General features: G+C 47.4%; 13 protein-coding genes. 5 read left to right on the forward strand and 8 right to left on the reverse strand.

The window, feature by feature from the left end; genetic code table 11:
* Positions 1 to 27 precede the first annotated feature (27 nt).
* Complete coding sequence (locus FCU94_RS03685; protein WP_176287194.1) at positions 28 to 2,481, reverse strand: ABC transporter substrate binding protein; 2,454 nt, start codon at positions 2,479 to 2,481, stop codon at positions 28 to 30.
* A 224-nt stretch (positions 2,482 to 2,705) separates the two neighbouring features.
* Between FCU94_RS03685 and FCU94_RS03690 the strand changes: the two genes are divergently transcribed.
* Positions 2,706 to 3,302: an acetate uptake transporter gene (locus tag FCU94_RS03690; protein WP_176287195.1), complete on the forward strand. Its 597-nt coding sequence runs from the start codon at positions 2,706 to 2,708 to the stop codon at positions 3,300 to 3,302.
* 116 nt (positions 3,303 to 3,418) lie between these two features.
* Here the strand turns inward: FCU94_RS03690 and FCU94_RS03695 are convergent, their stop codons facing one another.
* Both FCU94_RS03695 and FCU94_RS03700 read right to left on the reverse strand, forming a co-directional pair.
* Positions 3,419 to 4,960 carry an alanine/glycine:cation symporter family protein gene (locus tag FCU94_RS03695; RefSeq protein ID WP_176287196.1) on the reverse strand — a complete coding sequence of 514 codons (1,542 nt, stop codon included), beginning with the start codon at positions 4,958 to 4,960 and terminating at the stop codon, positions 3,419 to 3,421.
* Positions 4,961 to 5,259: 299 nt separating this feature from the next.
* A complete protein-coding gene (locus FCU94_RS03700) occupies positions 5,260 to 6,519 on the reverse strand; it encodes a D-amino acid dehydrogenase (RefSeq protein WP_176287197.1) in 1,260 nt (419 codons plus the stop codon).
* Positions 6,520 to 6,622: 103 nt separating this feature from the next.
* Here FCU94_RS03700 and FCU94_RS03705 point away from each other — a divergent pair, with 103 nt between their 5' ends.
* Both FCU94_RS03705 and FCU94_RS03710 read left to right on the forward strand, forming a co-directional pair.
* A complete protein-coding gene (locus FCU94_RS03705) occupies positions 6,623 to 7,525 on the forward strand; it encodes a LysR substrate-binding domain-containing protein (RefSeq protein WP_176287198.1) in 903 nt (300 codons plus the stop codon).
* Positions 7,526 to 7,724: 199 nt separating this feature from the next.
* Positions 7,725 to 8,702 (forward strand): ion channel, encoded by a 978-nt coding sequence (locus FCU94_RS03710; protein WP_176287199.1) that lies wholly within the window; start codon positions 7,725 to 7,727, stop codon positions 8,700 to 8,702.
* A 9-nt stretch (positions 8,703 to 8,711) separates the two neighbouring features.
* On the opposite strand, the gene FCU94_RS03715 is transcribed toward FCU94_RS03710, so the two are convergent.
* Complete coding sequence (locus FCU94_RS03715) at positions 8,712 to 9,245, reverse strand: hypothetical protein (RefSeq protein WP_176287200.1); 534 nt, start codon at positions 9,243 to 9,245, stop codon at positions 8,712 to 8,714.
* A gap of 145 nt (positions 9,246 to 9,390) precedes the next feature.
* Complete coding sequence (locus FCU94_RS03720) at positions 9,391 to 10,116, reverse strand: DUF3581 domain-containing protein (protein WP_176287201.1); 726 nt, start codon at positions 10,114 to 10,116, stop codon at positions 9,391 to 9,393.
* A 255-nt stretch (positions 10,117 to 10,371) separates the two neighbouring features.
* Between FCU94_RS03720 and FCU94_RS03725 the strand changes: the two genes are divergently transcribed.
* Positions 10,372 to 11,640, forward strand: coding sequence for an O-acetylhomoserine aminocarboxypropyltransferase/cysteine synthase family protein (locus tag FCU94_RS03725; RefSeq protein WP_176287202.1), 1,269 nt, complete (start codon positions 10,372 to 10,374; stop codon positions 11,638 to 11,640).
* 49 nt (positions 11,641 to 11,689) lie between these two features.
* On the opposite strand, the gene FCU94_RS03730 is transcribed toward FCU94_RS03725, so the two are convergent.
* Both FCU94_RS03730 and FCU94_RS03735 read right to left on the reverse strand, forming a co-directional pair.
* Complete coding sequence (locus FCU94_RS03730) at positions 11,690 to 13,222, reverse strand: bifunctional GNAT family N-acetyltransferase/carbon-nitrogen hydrolase family protein (RefSeq protein ID WP_176287203.1); 1,533 nt, start codon at positions 13,220 to 13,222, stop codon at positions 11,690 to 11,692.
* Positions 13,223 to 13,279: 57 nt separating this feature from the next.
* Positions 13,280 to 14,161 (reverse strand): LysR family transcriptional regulator, encoded by an 882-nt coding sequence (locus FCU94_RS03735; RefSeq protein WP_176287204.1) that lies wholly within the window; start codon positions 14,159 to 14,161, stop codon positions 13,280 to 13,282.
* Positions 14,162 to 14,269: 108 nt separating this feature from the next.
* Here FCU94_RS03735 and FCU94_RS03740 point away from each other — a divergent pair, with 108 nt between their 5' ends.
* Positions 14,270 to 15,130 carry an MBL fold metallo-hydrolase gene (locus tag FCU94_RS03740; RefSeq protein WP_176287205.1) on the forward strand — a complete coding sequence of 287 codons (861 nt, stop codon included), beginning with the start codon at positions 14,270 to 14,272 and terminating at the stop codon, positions 15,128 to 15,130.
* 100 nt (positions 15,131 to 15,230) lie between these two features.
* Here FCU94_RS03740 and FCU94_RS03745 read toward each other — a convergent pair whose 3' ends face one another.
* Positions 15,231 to 15,995 carry a 1-acylglycerol-3-phosphate O-acyltransferase gene (locus tag FCU94_RS03745; RefSeq protein ID WP_176287206.1) on the reverse strand — a complete coding sequence of 255 codons (765 nt, stop codon included), beginning with the start codon at positions 15,993 to 15,995 and terminating at the stop codon, positions 15,231 to 15,233.
* Positions 15,996 to 16,194: the final 199 nt, after the last annotated feature.

The raw sequence follows: 16,194 nt of genomic DNA on the forward strand, positions 1-16,194 counted from the left end.
CTCGGGCTTTGCTTTTTATTTTAACCTTTAGTTTGCACTTGAACTCGCAGCGAGAGAGAGCTCGATGGCTTGTTCGAATGGGATTGGACGAGAGAAATAGTATCCTTGCCCTAACTCTACTCCCGATTTGAGACACAACTCATAATCACTGAGATCTTCGATACCTTCAGCCAGCACCCTCAAACCTAAGCTAGAGCATAAATGGCAAAGATGGGTTAACGATTTCTTAGAGTAGGCGTGATGCGTCACAAAACACTTATCGAGCTTTGAAATGTACAAAGGGATACTTTTTAAGCAAGACAAAGAAGAGTAACCGCTACCAAAGTCATCCAAGGCCAAACGAATATCTCTCGCTTTAAACTCGTTGAGGGTGTCGATAAATGTCGACTCTTCGAGGAATTTGTCTTCGGTAATTTCAATGATGAGACGATGAACATCTTGACCACTTGTTCTAAATTGAAGCTCTAGTTCATCCAATACGTCGGTAACCATAAGCTGTGCGTGACTCAGATTGATCGTCAAAAAGGTGTTTGGGTCCGACATCGCAAGGAAACGGCATGCTGCTTTGAACGTTTCAACGGTGAGTGTATGGATGGCACCAGTCAGTTCACATGCTCGCACAACAAGTGGTGGTGGTATGCCTGAGCCATCGTCATAGCGGAGACGGAGTAACATTTCGTACCCCACAATGTGTCGCGTTTTCATCTCAACGATCGGCTGAACGTGGAAATCAAAGTCACGTTGCTCTCGGATAAGCTTTTGTACTTGTGCACTGGCATTGTTGAGTTGCGCAACATCGGAGTCGTACTCTTGGACATAGGGTAAGATCTTGTTTCCGCCTGCGCTTTTAGCCTGATACAGTGCAATATCCGTGTATTTGAGCGAATCGGAGGGATCACTGAGCTGAGCCGTGTGAATCATACCGCCACTAACAGTCACTTTTACGCTCGCTTCATCTTCCACGTAATAGGGTTGATAAAAGCAGTGGATGATCGACGCGGCAACCTCATTCGACTCTTTTCCATCGGCTGAAAATACAAGGCAAAACTCGTCGCCGCCAATCCGATAAACACTTTGGGCTTGGGGGACTTCTTTCTCGAGTCGTTTGGCTACCTGGTTGACGATACTATCGCCTGTTTTATGACCGTAATAATCATTAATGAGCTTGAACTGGTCGATATCAATATAGACGACGATATAGTCACTCGAATCGTATTTAATCGTCTTCAACCAACTTTGGAAGTTAAACCGATTTTTTAACCCGGTGAGCGTGTCAATATTGGCCTCTCTATCCAACAGTAAGTTACTCTCCTCAAGTTGACGCTGAATACTTTCCCTTTTCTTGACGTTCTTAAATAACGCGATATTCGTAATCAGTAGCACCGTTAATAGTAAGCTAGTCACCAATATTTGTAGCCAGTACTCTCTCCATGGGTTAAAAGGTTGGTCAATAATATAAGAAGAAGAGGGCAGTACTGAAGGAGAGATATTGTATTTGACCAGTCGGTCATGGCGAAAAATATAGCTGCCAATATCTTGTTGGATCATGTCGATCTTGGCGGTGGAGGTGCCTTTGAGGATCTGAATGGCTTGGCTTGCCGCTAGCTGCCCCGACTTTTTAGCGTTAATCACTTTGCCTCCCGTCACGCCGTAGTCAATCAGCTGTTCATGCATGGCGTAGACTGGTTGGCTTGATGCGGTGCTGATACGGTTGGCCCCTTCCGCAAGCGAGACATAGCGGTTGGAAGCATCACTGTAGTAAGAGCCGAAAATAATCCCGGTGTCGTCAGACAGTGTGTTGACGTAATTTTCTAATTCACTTAGCGTTTCTTTGCCATAAATACGTTCAAAGGTGACCGCTGGAAACTGAGTAAAGGTTTTGGATACAGTATTCCAACGAGCTTCCCCTGTCGGTGTCTTGTCAAAAATGAGTAATATTTTTTCTACTTTAGGATTGATGTCCAATATCAATTCGACATTTTCTACAAAGGGCTCCACTTCAAAAACGCCGGTAAATAGATGTCGATCTAATACTTCAGCTAATGAGACATTATTTACGCCGACAAAAACAACGGGGCTGTTATTGAAAATTTCATTGTGAAACCGACGGACAAAGTTAAGTGCATTATCATCGGTTGTAATGACTAAACTGAGATCTTTGTCTTTAAACTTATAGAGATAGTCACTTCTTAAGCGCTGAACATACTCTTCGCCAAAGCCGTACTCTTTGGTGTCCATAAACTCGATATCAAGCGAATGGTAACCTGATTTCGCCAGTTCATTTTTAATGGTGTTAACCAGATTATCTGTCCAAGGGAAACTGCTGTGGTAGGAGTTGAGGATTAGCACATTACGCTCATCGGCTTGAGCGAAAGTGGGAGCATAACAAACCAGGCTTACCATCAAGACACATAGCAGCTTGCTTATCGAGTGAACTGGCACACGGTGACGCAAAATGGCCTTGCAGACGTGAATTTTCATTTGTTCAACACTGAATAGTCTCAATCGACGATACCCCACTTTTTCATCGCTATAGATAGTAAAGCATAGCGGTGAGTCAGCCGCTGACTATTTAGTGAACTGCGAGCGAAGTCGTGACGAGCAAAAGCGCAAACTTAGTTTGTGAAAAAACACATTTGTGTTTCGGGGGAGCTTTATTAAACTTCGCGCGTAAATTTTATTAACTTTTTTTAAAGGTGTGCAAAATGTCAACAAAACTGGCAAACCCAGCTCCACTTGGCCTGATGGGTTTCGGTATGACAACCATCCTGCTCAATATCCACAACGCAGGCTTTTTTCCCATTGATTCCATGATTTTGGCAATGGGGATCTTCTACGGTGGTCTTAGCCAAGTACTGGTTGGTATGATGTGCTTTAAGCGTGGCGACACCTTTGGTACTACGGCGTTCACTTCATACGGCCTATTTTGGCTGACCTTAGTCGGCTTGATCGTTATGCCTTACATGGGCCTACCTGCGAGCCCTGCGAGTTTTATGGGCTGGTACCTACTGCTTTGGGGTGTGTTCACTGGCTTTATGTTCATCGGTTCACTTTGCTACCCAGTGGCGAAGCAGGTTGTGTTCGGCTCACTCACGATTTTGTTCTTCCTACTCGCGGCGCGTGATTTCACAGGTAGTGAGTTTATTGGCACGATTGCAGGCTTTGAAGGTATCTTCTGTGGTGCGAGTGCGATCTACTTTGCGATGGCACAAGTGCTTAATAATGAGTATGGCCGCACTATTTTGCCTATCGGTGATAAGAAGGCGGCACAACACGTTGAACTCGAGCAAGTGTCGGCGTAACGAACAGAGTTTAACAGCCTGATACTTGCCTGAAGTACCAGGATGGAACGGGAATAACAAAGGGGTTAGCGTCAAGCTAACCCCTTTTTTTGCCACTGCTTTGTCATTTTTAGCGATTAAGTCGATGGCTGTTCGACAGGTTTTGTCTCAGGCGCTTCGGCTTGTGGCTGTTTTCCGGTTTTACGACGGTACTTATCTTCCCAATAGTCGGCGCCTTTAATGCCAAGTTTCACTGGGTTGAATGTGTACTCAGTAACACCCTGCTTCTGTTGCTCTTCATAGTCTTTTAGCGCTTTCAATGCGGGCTTAGACATAAAGAAGATGATCAGAATACCGACAATGTTTAGCCATGCCATCAGGCCAACACCCACATCACCCAATGCCCAGGCGAGGTTTGCCGTTTTTACGGTGCCGTAGAAAACGACCGCAATGAGTGCAACTTTGAGCAAGAACATCACGCCATTGACTTTAATGGTACGACGAATGTACGCCACATTAGTTTCTGCGATGTAGTAGTAAGCCAAAATGGTTGTAAAGGCAAAGAAGAACAGCGCAATCGCGATGAAAGGTTTACCAATGCCCGGAAGCGCACTTTCAATCGCCATTTGGGTAAACACAGGGCCGTTTGCGGCAATATCTGCACCTAGGTTTTGAACGAGGAAGCCTTCAGCGCCGTGAACGTTGTATGCACCAGTGATGATGATCATAAACGCGGTTGCAGAACAGACCAGTAATGTATCGATGTAGATAGAGAAGGATTGAACCAAACCTTGCTGCGCTGGGTGATCAACACTTGCTGCTGCCGCTGCGTGTGGGCCCGTACCTTGACCAGCCTCGTTAGAGTAAACACCACGTTTTACACCCCAACCGATAGCCGCACCGACCCCTGCCATTGGTGTGAATGCATCGCCGACAATCATTGAGAACACACGCGGCACTTCACCGATGTTGAGCAGGATGATCACAAAGGCGGTGATAATGTAGGCCAATGCCATAAAAGGCACCACAATTTGAGTGAAGTTAGCAATACGTTTCACACCACCAAAGATGATGAAAGCTAAGATCACCGAGATGATGGTACCGGTCAGGATTTTAGCAAAACTGAAGGTACCCATGGCGGTTTCAATCATAGCGCCAGAACCAAACGCCGCTTCGACAGCGTTACCGATACTGTTGGATTGAACGCCAGGGAGTAGGAAACCACAGGCGAATATGGTCGCAATAGCGAAGATCCACGCATACCATTTTTGTCCCATTGCTTTCTCAATATAGTAAGCAGGGCCACCACGGAACTCGCCGTTGTCTTCTTCTTTGTAGATTTGCGCCAAGGTCGATTCGGCGTAGGCTGTGGCAGCACCAAAGAAGGCAACCACCCACATCCAGAAGACCGCCCCTGGGCCACCAAACCCGATTGCCGCTGCCACACCGGCAATGTTACCTGTACCGACACGGCCCGAAAGCGAAACGGCTAACGCTTGGAAGGATGAGATGCCTTTCGACGAACTCTTTCCTGAAAGTAATAGACGCCACATTTCAGTGAAGTGACGAATTTGCACGAAACGAGTCATGATTGAGTAGAACAAACCAGCACCCAAGCACAAATAAATCAGTACCGGACTCCAGATGATTCCATTCAGAAAATCAACAAATGACTGCATAAGTATTTTCCCTGTTCTGTTTTGTAATGGTTGTTTTCTGAACAGGATATTACCCTTTCTGTAACGTAATTGTTAATTTATTTATCTATTAGTGTTGATTAGCGTGACAGCAAACACAAAGTGCTAAAAAAATGTTAATCGTTAGTGATAGGTGGGGCTATTCAACTGATTTGTTTGAGCTATATACGCACAGTGAATAAAAGGCGCGTTAATAATAAACACAAAAATAGGCTACACTGAACGATCAAATATTTGGCTAATTGAGTTCGGTGTAGCGTTTTATATGGTGCGAGATTGTGCTAAGCAGACTTCGCATAACGCGCCACACTAAGCGCCTCAGTGGTGACCTTGCCTGAACGGGTGATGATCTCCGTTAGGATTTCAGCCGAACCACATGCCATGGTCCAGCCCAAGGTTCCGTGGCCGGTGTTGGTATAGAGATTGGTCAGTGGAGTTTGGCCAATAATGGGTGTGCCGTCTGGTGTCATCGGACGAAAGCCTGTCCAATATTCAGCTTGAGAGAAGTCGACGCCTTGGGGAAACAAATTACTCACGACATGGTTGAGTGTCGCCAGGCGCTCATCGGGTAGAGTAGCGTCAAAACCAGCGAGCTCTGCGGTACCAGCAACACGAATTCGCTGGTCAAACCGAGTGAGTGCCACTTTATAGGTTTCATCCATAATAGTGGAGGTGGGGGCCTGTAGTTCATCAATAACAGGTAACGTCAATGAGTAACCTTTAACAGGGTAAATAGGCACATCGATCCCTAGCGGTTGTAGCAACTGTTTCGAATAGCTTCCTAGCGCCACAACAACACGGTCACCTTCGATAGTCCCTTGATCTGTGTTCACCGCCACGACCTGTTTTCCTTCTGTCATTAGCCCTTTGATGTTGGTATCAAACATAAAACGTACCCCAGCTTGCTTGGCCATCTTTTGCAGCTGTTGGCAAAACAGGTAACAGTCGCCTGTTTGGTCATCTGGGAGATAGAGGCCGCCAACCAGTTGCCCTTGCATGTTCGCAAGTCCCGGCTCTTGAGCTAGACACTGAGCGCTATCCAGTAGTTGATAGCGCGTCCCGCTCTCTTCAAGCAATTTCATGTCTTTCTCTACCGCGCTGAGCTGTGCGTGAGTACGAAAGAGCTGCAAGGTACCTTGGCTTCGTCCTTGATAGTCCAGTTGATATTGTTGATTTAGTTTCGCTAAACACGCTCGGCTGCGATTGGCGACAGTGAGCATCCGGGCTTTATTGATGCGGTATTTATCGAGTTGACAGTTGAGCAACATCTTACCCGCCCATTGAATCAGCTCAGGGCTGAGCGAGGGCTTTACTTTAAGCGGCGCGTGCTGCTCAAACAGCCATTTAATCGCTTTGCTCGGAATACCGGGCGCGGCCCAAGGGGACGAGTAACCATATGAAATCTGACCAGCATTGGCAAAGCTGGTTTCTTCTGCGGCTCTTGATTGCCTATCAATAACCGTCACCTCGCAACCTGCTTGCGACAAGTACCATGCGCTCGTCAATCCGACGACGCCACTTCCCAAAACTACGACTTTCACACGTATCTCTCACACTATTAAATTTTGCCAAGCATGCGCAATTTACATTCGATTAACAATCGATAAGAATTGATAGTAGGTTTTAGTAAAACTAAAGGCTTGTATGAAATCAACGATACTTCATGGTGTGCACTTAATCTGCACCGTGGCGAAACATCAAAGCTTAACCAGTGCGGCGAAAGACTTGAGCCTCACGGTGGGGGCGGTAAGTCAGCAGTTACAACAAATTGAACAGCGATTGGGTTTTAGTGTGTTTGAACGCCACGCTCGCGGGGTTCGTTTAACCGAACTGGGAGCAAAGTTGGTCGACGCCACCAATCATCATCTCGCAGCGATTGAGGAAAATGTGTTTCAGTTGACTCAAGTCTCTGAGCGAAAACAGATTAGACTTAAGCTGACACCGTCTTTTGCGTTTAAATGGTTGGTGCCAAGATTAGAAAAATTCCACCGCCAATACCCAGATGTACAAATTCACACTGTCGCTGAAGGTGCCCTGGTTGATAGTGACAAGCGCAACTTTGATATCGCCATCGACTACGGTCCATTGCCCTACAAGAACCCGGATGCGGAGCTTATTCTCGCTGAGTCGCTGCTTCCTGTTATGAGTCGAGAATACTTCAACCGTCATAAAAGTATTACTGAAGACAGTCAGACATGGCATCAGGTGACTTTACTGCACGACATGATGCCTTGGCTTGGGGCGAGTAAAGACCACGAATGGCGCTTTTGGGCGGCAACGCAGCAGCTTGAGTTTCCGACTCATCAAGGCCATTTTTTTAATCGTACCGATATGGCGATGTCGGCAGCTGAAGCGGGCGTTGGGATTGCTTTAGCCCGGGTTGCGCTACTCGGCAATGAAATTGAACAGCAGCGTTTGGTTGCGCCCTTTAAGCCGATCAGTGCCAATGCCGGGTATTTTGTGATTACGCACACCGAAGATCCATATACGCGCCTGTTTAAACAGTGGTTGCGTCAACAGGTAGAGAGCGAACACGGTGAAGCCTAGGCCGCAACGGCGTTGTCGAGCTACATTAGCGTGTTTATTTGATAATGGTGTTATTTTATCTATTTGGAAAATATAAAAAATTCCCTTCTGTGTGACAGGTGAATTGCTAAATGATATGGCGAGAGATCGATCTGCCACTACACTTATTATTAGCTCTGTCGGATGAGGAGGTTTGACAGACAGATAAGAGGCAGCGTACATGAAATCTCAATCTGGCCGATGCAGCTATCAAAATCCTGATGGCTGGTGCTGCGATCAACCGAGTGGGGAGTCCGGTCTCTGTTACTGGCATGATCCTAACGTCGATAAAAGCAATGACAATATTAAAGACGAGGTTGAGCAATGGGTCGCAGCAGGTAAACCTTTAGACGGATTTCAGTTGGCAAGAACCGACCTAGAAGATATCGACTTAGTGAACCGTGGCTGTAAAGACGGTTACCAGTGCAGAGGGGCCGATTTTTATCGGGCCAATCTCACCGATGCGCATTTTTTTGGCTTAGATTTACGCGGTTCATCTTTGATGAAAGCAAAGTTGATCGGCGCTAATCTCCACTGTGCCAAACTCGGTGGGTGTAATTTACTCGGTGCCGATTTAGCGCGCGCGAAACTCGAAAACATTGAGTGGGGCCGCTTTCTTAAGCAAGAGTTAGAAGCCAAGCAAGCGATGCGACAACGACGTTCTCCCCAAGCTGCGCAGCTTTATCAAGAAGCGGAAGAGGTATGTCGCAACATTCGTAAGCAGTGTGAAAAGCAGGGGCTGTTCGAGATGGCGGGCGACTTTTTTAAGCGTGAAATGCGTTTTCGTCGTTACCAAATGTCTCGTTTCAGTACCAAGCGGATTATTTCTAAGTTGGTCGACCTGTTTTGTGGTTACGGAGAAGATCCACTGCGTGTTGTGGGGTTCTCCATTTTCTTGATAATGGTGTGTGCGTTAGCCTACTTTTTTCTCGATACCACAGGAGCGCATCCCATTTACGAAGGGGTCACCGGGTGGCAGTTCTACGTATTGGAGTTTTTTAACTCGCTGTACTTCAGTGTCGTGACGTTCACAACGCTCGGTTATGGGGATATCTCTCCAGTGGGCATTGCTCGCTTTATTGCCGCTTGCGAAGCGTTTTTAGGTAGCTTTACCATGGCGCTATTTGTGGTGGTGTTTGTCAAGAAGATGACCCGTTAACGTGGCCGTCTAGGCCTCAGTTTCAATGCTCGCTAACCAGTCAGTGAGGATGATTTGATCATCTTTGTACTGATTAGCGAAGTGTTCGAGTAACAGCGCTAGATGCTCTCCAGTATCGCACATGGTATTGGCGATAAGCTGCTCTGAAACAAAAATGTCGCCCGCTTTAGGGAGAGCATTGGGGACGATGTGGACCGGAACAATCAACTTAGTCTGGCTGCCGCTATGGTGCTGCTTTAAGTATTGAGCTTGATACAAAAGGCTATCGACAAGCTCGGAGCGATAGACTTGCTGCTTAAAATCCATCGCGATCACGAAGATCAAGCCTCGGTAGAGCACAATGGTATCCAAAGCTTGCTGTTGATGTTGTAGGCCGAGAATGACATCACCTGCCAAGTGTGGCAGTTGCTGGAATTGCTGTTTGAGTAGAGAAATCGTCTGCAGCCAAATTGAACGTTCTCCCGGTAATGAGGAGGCAATGTCTGTGGTATCGGTGTTGACGAAGTCGAGTAGCGAGGCGCTGTAGTTGCTGTGTGTTGTCATAGCCAAGTGCATTGAGGATAGAGTATCGAGAGGCTAGCGAAAATAGCGCGCGCTCGCTAGCGCAATATTACGTTTCTTGACGAACTCTGCACGCTGACACCGACTGGCAATAAAAAAGGCTACCTGAGGTAGCCTTTTCTGTCATTTATGCGGCGCTGGCGAACTCGGACAGGAACAGATCTTTACGAGCGTTAAAGCGTTCAACTAAGTCATCCACCGCGTCTTGGTCATACGGTTTTAAGCCACTGGCCACCATACGCTTAATGCCTTTGCCTACGACCTGGCCATCTTCTTTAAAGGCAAAGTTTAATGTGACCACACCACGTTTACCTTCAACATCAAACGTTGCGCCAGTGAAGTCGACTTCTGGGTGAGTGAGATCAAAGCGGTCAAATTCTACTTCCATACTCTCATAAATCACCAATGGGCGCTGGCAGTTGATCATCATCTGCTGCTGTTCCATTAACGGCACCATAATATGAGGGAAGTTCATGCCAGAAAATTGTACGTAACTGGTCACAACGTGCTGAATAAACTCTGGGTTATGATTCACCGCGCCTTCACGTGACATATGAAGGTACTCTTTACCGTTGGCGTCGACAACCGAACTCTCTTTTTCACACTTGTTCTCAATCGACAGTGCAATACCGTCGTTTACCATGCCTGAAAAATCAAAGCGCATCTTTTGACTGATGCCTTCTTTGCTTAGTAGTACGGCAAACAGCAGGTCACCCGGAACACAGAAGCGCTTATTGTCTTCGTCATGAATAGGGTTAAAGTCGCCTGCAACCTTTTTAGCAAAATGGCTGGCCTGTTGGCGAGTGAACTGAAATTGTTGGTTATCTTGTGAAAAATACGGTGTCAGAAACATACTTTTAATCATCTGGCTATAACTGCGGCGCAGTATACCTCAAGGATGGAGATCAAATGGTCTAATCAGCTAACTTGTTGCACATGTCTTGATTATGAGCAAGTTTACCTTAGGTTATACCTCTATAGTGACTAAACTCGATAGGCCAAATCGGTGTGAATTCATCCACACATTTGTACTTTTTATTAACTAAAAGTGACTAAATACTGATATCACAGTAGCTAACTTTGAACAGTGACTACCCAAGGAAGGACGATGAAAGACGAAACACTATCAATTCATTATGGTTATGAGACCGACCCAACAACTAAGTCGGTGGCGACACCCATCTACCAGACGGTGGCTTATGAATTCGACAACGCGCAGCATGGTGCGGATCTGTTTAACCTTGAGGTGCCGGGTAACATCTATACCCGCATCATGAACCCCACCAATGACGTGCTGGAAAAGCGCATGGCGGCACTAGAAGGAGGTATTGCTGGCTTGGTAGTGAGTGCAGGCAGCGCGGCGATTAACTATGCCATCCTGACGCTAGCTCAGGCGGGCGACAATATTGTCTCTACTCCTCAGCTTTACGGCGGTACTTATACTCTGTTCGCCCATATGTTGCCGAGCCAAGGGATTGAGGTTAAGTTTGCCAAAGACGATAAGCCAGAGAGCTTAGCCGAACTTATCGATGACAACACCAAAGCGGTCTATTGTGAAAGCATAGGCAATCCGGCTGGTAATATTATCGACCTCGAACGTGTCACGCAGTTGGCCCATCAGCAAGGGGTGCCAGTCATTGTTGATAATACGGTGGCCACCCCCGCTCTGTGCAAGCCGATTGAATTTGGCGCAGATATTGTGGTTCACTCGCTAACCAAGTATGTGGGAGGCCATGGCACCACGTTGGGGGGGATAATTATCGACTCGGGCAAGTTCCCTTGGGCGCAGCACAAAGACCGCTTCCCGGTATTTAACCAACCGGAGCCGTCATATCATGGTGTGGTTTACAGTGAAGCGTTTGGTGACGCGGCCTTTATTGGTCGAGCGCGCACTGTGCCTTTGCGTAATACGGGTGCGGCATTGTCGCCAATGAATGCGTTTATGTTGATGCAAGGGTTAGAAACCCTGTCTCTTCGCATGGAGCGCCACACCGAAAACGCGATGAAAGTGGCCGAGTTCCTCGAGCAACACGAGAAAGTGAGCTGGGTCAGTTACGCAGGACTGCCGAGCTCTGAGTTTTACCCGTTGGCAGAGAAGTACATGAAGGGCAAACCTTCTGCGATTTTGTCATTCGGCTTGAAAGACGGATACGAAGCGGGCGTGCGTTTTTACGATGCGCTGCAGATCTTTAAGCGGTTGGTGAACATCGGTGATGCTAAGTCACTGGCGTGCCACCCAGCGTCGACTACTCATCGACAGCTCAGTGAGCAAGAGCAAAAACAAGCGGGCGTTGCACCTGAAATGATCCGTTTGTCGGTCGGTATTGAACATATCGACGATATTATGGCGGATCTCGAACAGGCGCTGAACGCCTAGTCGATAGTGATAAGAGAAACGGCGCGGGGTGACCCGCGCCGTTTGGTTATCAGTCGCTCGGGGTAATAAACGAGCCGTAGATATCGTGACGACGATGTTTTAGGTTAGTCACTGACCCTTCAGTGTTCAGTTGCTTCAACTTGGTAAGGTCAACGTCGGCAAAGATGATCATTTCGGTATTGGCACTGGCCTCGGTTAAAGTGGCATCATGCGGAAAGTAGATATCCGAAGGTGAGAAAACCGCCGACTGCGCGTACTGAATATCAACGTTGTCGACCCTAGGCAGATTACCGACACTACCGCCAATGGCAACATAACATTCGTTCTCAATCGCTCGTGCTTGCGAGCAGATGCGCACTCGCTGGTAACCATTTTTGGTGTCAGTCCAAAATGGCACAAATACAATTTGCACCCCCTGTTCTGCCATCATGCGACCCAATTCAGGAAACTCACTGTCGTAACAGATCAAGATACCAATTCGCCCTGCGTCGGTCTCAAAGACTTTGACATTGTCACCGCCATCAATGACCCAGTCTTTTTCCTCGTGCGGGGTGATATGAATTTTGTATTGCGCATCAATATTGCCATCGCGCTGTAGTAAGTAGGAGACATTATACAGCTTGTCGTCCTCCAACACGGGCACACTCCCGGCGATGATATTGATGTTGTAAGTGACCGCCATTTGCGAAAAGCGGTTTTTGATTTCTTCGCTGAAGCTGGCTAAAAAACGAATCGCTTCGACTGAGTTTTGCCCCTCTTGCAAGCCCATCAAGGGGGCGTTGAAAAACTCCGGAAATAACGCGAAATCAGCTTTGTAGTTGGATAGCGAGCTGACAAAGAACTCCGCCTGATCCATCAAGTCGTCGAGATCACGCATCGCGCGCATTTGCCATTGTACGACGCCAATCCGGACTAACGTTTTTTCGATATCGTGTACCGATTGAATATCTTCTTCATAAAAGAAGTTATCCCATTCGAGCAGTGTCGCGTAACCCTGAGAGGCATCGTCTTCGGGCAGGTAGTTGCGCATCAAGCGTTTAACGTCAAAATCATTGGCTAACTGAAACGATAAAATGGGGTCGTGCAGTTCGCGGCGCTTTATCTTATCGATGTATTCCGTCACCGTCAGATCGTCGGCGTGTTCCTGGTAATTAGGGATACGGCCGCCGGTGAGAATGGCTTTAAAATTTTTGCTTCGACACAGTTCTTTGCGAGCATCATAGAGACGGCGCCCTAGTCTTAATCCTCGATAGTCTGGATGAACAAACACATCCAGTCCATACATGGCATCGCCTTTGGGGTTATTTTGAATCACATCATTTTTGTCGATGATATCGGTATAAACGTGTGGCAGTGAGAAGCGATTGTAATCGACTTTGATGGTCAGCGCTGCGCCAACGATCGTGCCGTTATCTTCGATACAGATCTGGCCGTCGGGAAACTGGCGAATCAGGTCCATAATTGTACTGCGCGGCCATGCGCCGCCCACATCGGGAAAGACCAGATCCATCAATTCGGCAATGGCAGGGTAGTCGGATTTTTCAATCGTTCGCAGCGACAGTCTTGGCGTCGTGTTGTCCATAACAGTGTTCCATTTTTTACAGCATTAACATAAGCCTAACACAATCAAGTTCTGATCTTAATCGTGGTCAAAATATTGTAGTAGAAACTCGATCAGTGCTCTGACTGGGTGCGAGACATGCTTACGTGAAGGGTAAAGCAAGTACATTTTGAGTGTCGTTAATTGCCAGTCAGGCAAGACCCAGCGAAGCTCGCCAGAGGCAATTCTTTCATCGGCGAGATAGTTGGGTTGCATCGAAATCCCTAAACCAGACAGGGAGCCATAGAGTAAAACGGTGGCCTCATTGGCCGTAATATCACAATTGACCTCGACAGTTTGACGCTGATTGCCTTGATTGAGCTGCCAGATATGGCGGCCAAAGTTTTTGTAGCCCAAGCAACGATGGAGAGAGAGGTCTTGCGGCTGGTCGATAGCCGGCGAGTTGGCAAGGTAATCAGGAGAGGCGACCAGCTTGGAATGACAAACCGCAAATTCGCGACCGACAAGGTTCGGAGTAGGGGTATTCGTGGTCCGAATGGCCAAGTCTATGCGTTCGCTGATCATATCAACGGCTCGGTCTTGAGCGTCGATATCTACTTGGATGCCAGGGTAAAGTTCCCGGAACGCTTGCAGAGCAGGCATGAGCATTGAAAAGCCGAACGACATGCTAACGGAAATCCTGACTAACCCTTGCAAGGTCTCTTTCGGCAGTAAGCTTTCCTCTAATAGTTGTGCGTGCTCTACCCAACGCTGCAGCTCTGGCAGCATTTGCTCGCCAACACTGGTGAGCGACACTTTACGCGTCGTTCGCTGTAACAGCCGCGCGCCAAGCCAGTTTTCAACCGCTTCGACGTTGCGTGTCACCATAGGACGTGACATCGCCAGTCGTTCAGCAGTTGAGGTGAAACTTTCGGTCTGGGCGACATCCAGCAGAACTTTGACCGCAGTGAGTCTATCCATAGATATGTTCGAATTATGAAATAATGATGAAAACAATAGGCTCTTTTTCGAAACAAAGCCACCCTCTACTATGCGTTGACACTAAACAACACGATTAGGATTAAACATATGAAAGCGTTAACGACACTGGCTTTATTGATGGCGACCTCTAGCGCGGTAATGGCGAAAACGGACTTGACGTTTGACGTCTATAACGCGGATGAGCACAGCTTTAATGTCACTTCGACGTTAGTGATCGGTGAGACCGAGAGTCTATTGATCGACACCGGTTTTACTCGGGCTGACGCACTGCGTATCGCGGCTAAAGTGCTTGATGCAGGTAAACCTCTCACAACAATTTTTATTAGCCAAGCTGACCCAGATTACTACTTTGGCGCCTCCCAACTGCTGGAGATTTTCCCTGACGCACACCTAGTGACAACGCAAGTGGTGCGTGAAGCGATCGCTAAAAAACTTGAAAAGAAAATCAGCTTTTGGGGGCCGAAAATGGGACTAAACGCCCCGCAGAATCCTAAACTGCCTGAGGTGCTCAAATCAGATAGCTTGATGCTAGATGGGATGAGAGTCGAAGTTCGTGGTACGCAAGGCGTATTGGCCCATAGGCCCTATCTGTGGGTACCGAGCGAAAAAGCAATTTTAGGCAATGTGGGTATTGTTGGAGGAATGCATGTTTGGATGGCAGACACCCAGAGCGATGGCGAAGTTAACGCTTGGCTGGCGCAGTTGGAAGAGATGCAATCGCTAAAACCAAGTTTTGTTGTTCCCGGCCACATGACAGCATCAGGCAAATTAGATGCGAGTAGCATTCGTTACACACACACGTGGATTGAACGTTTTGTCTCGGCCAAGCAGCGTAGCGACAATAGCCAACAAGTTATTGAGGCTATGAGCCAATACTACCCAAACTTGGTTTCCGATTTTAGTTTAGAGCTTGGTGCGAAAGTGCATATGAAAGAAGCCAGCTGGTAGAGCGAGGGAGGAGTCTCGAGTACAGACTCCCTATCTCTTAACAGAGAAAACGGCGAGATGGAGTCGTTTCTGACCGAACGATGAAACGCTCCATCTATCGTTAGAGCGATTGCTGTGGAGAGGAGGGCTTGGTCTGTTTTTGTTGTTCGAGTTCCGCAACTTCAGCGTCGAGCTCGGCAATTTTGGCCTGCATTAGCGCATGGCAGTGGTCAGCCAGCACTCTAGCATCACTGAGTTTATAACCGCTGACCTCTATCGGCTCAAGCATTTCGCTAATCACAATCCCGTTGTTGCTACGGTTGAGATCGAATTTTTTGTGCGTGGTGCTGACCACCATAGGGGTTATTGGTACGCCCGCCTCAATCGCCATTCGAAATGCGCCGGTTTTGAACGGTAACAAACCTCGCCCCTTACTACGAGTGCCCTCTGGGTAGGCCCACACCGATAAGTTGCGTTGATGAATAGCTTCGGCCACTTGTTTAATCGTGTCGCGCGCTTTTGATTTGTCTTGCCGGTCGATAAGAATATTGCCCGTGATCCAGTATAAGAAACCGAAAAAGGGTACCCAAATGAGCTCTTTTTTGCCCAAAGAGACGGTGCGAGGTCTGAGCATGCCCGGCGAGGTGACAAAGTCATACACGCTTTGATGATTGGAAATATAGACACTGTTTCGAGGCACAGGTGCCTTGTCTAGTCCACGTTGAATCAACTCGACACCGAGTAGTTTGTGCAACTGATGAAACCAGCGACAAAAGAAGTACACATGTTTGGGGTTACGCGGGCTAAATAAGCAGTACACAGCGGCAAACAGTGTCATGGTAACAATGTAGATTCCAGCCAATAGTAGACGTAATACAGCTAGCAAAACGGGCTCCTTAGGTTTAACTCTCTTATCACTCAGTTACGATCTAAAGTTAGAGTTTTAATTCTATTAAATTAATTTTATTTAACCAAAATGCAACATTTATTCCTCACCCTTGGTGATGCGTCACTGTTTGCGAATAATAACCTGAAGAATTCGGGGGGATGGGTTGGACTTTTAGATGGTTAATCACTAAATAAGT

This window comes from Vibrio sp. JPW-9-11-11, assembly GCF_013369335.1.
Classification (GTDB): domain Bacteria; phylum Pseudomonadota; class Gammaproteobacteria; order Enterobacterales; family Vibrionaceae; genus Vibrio.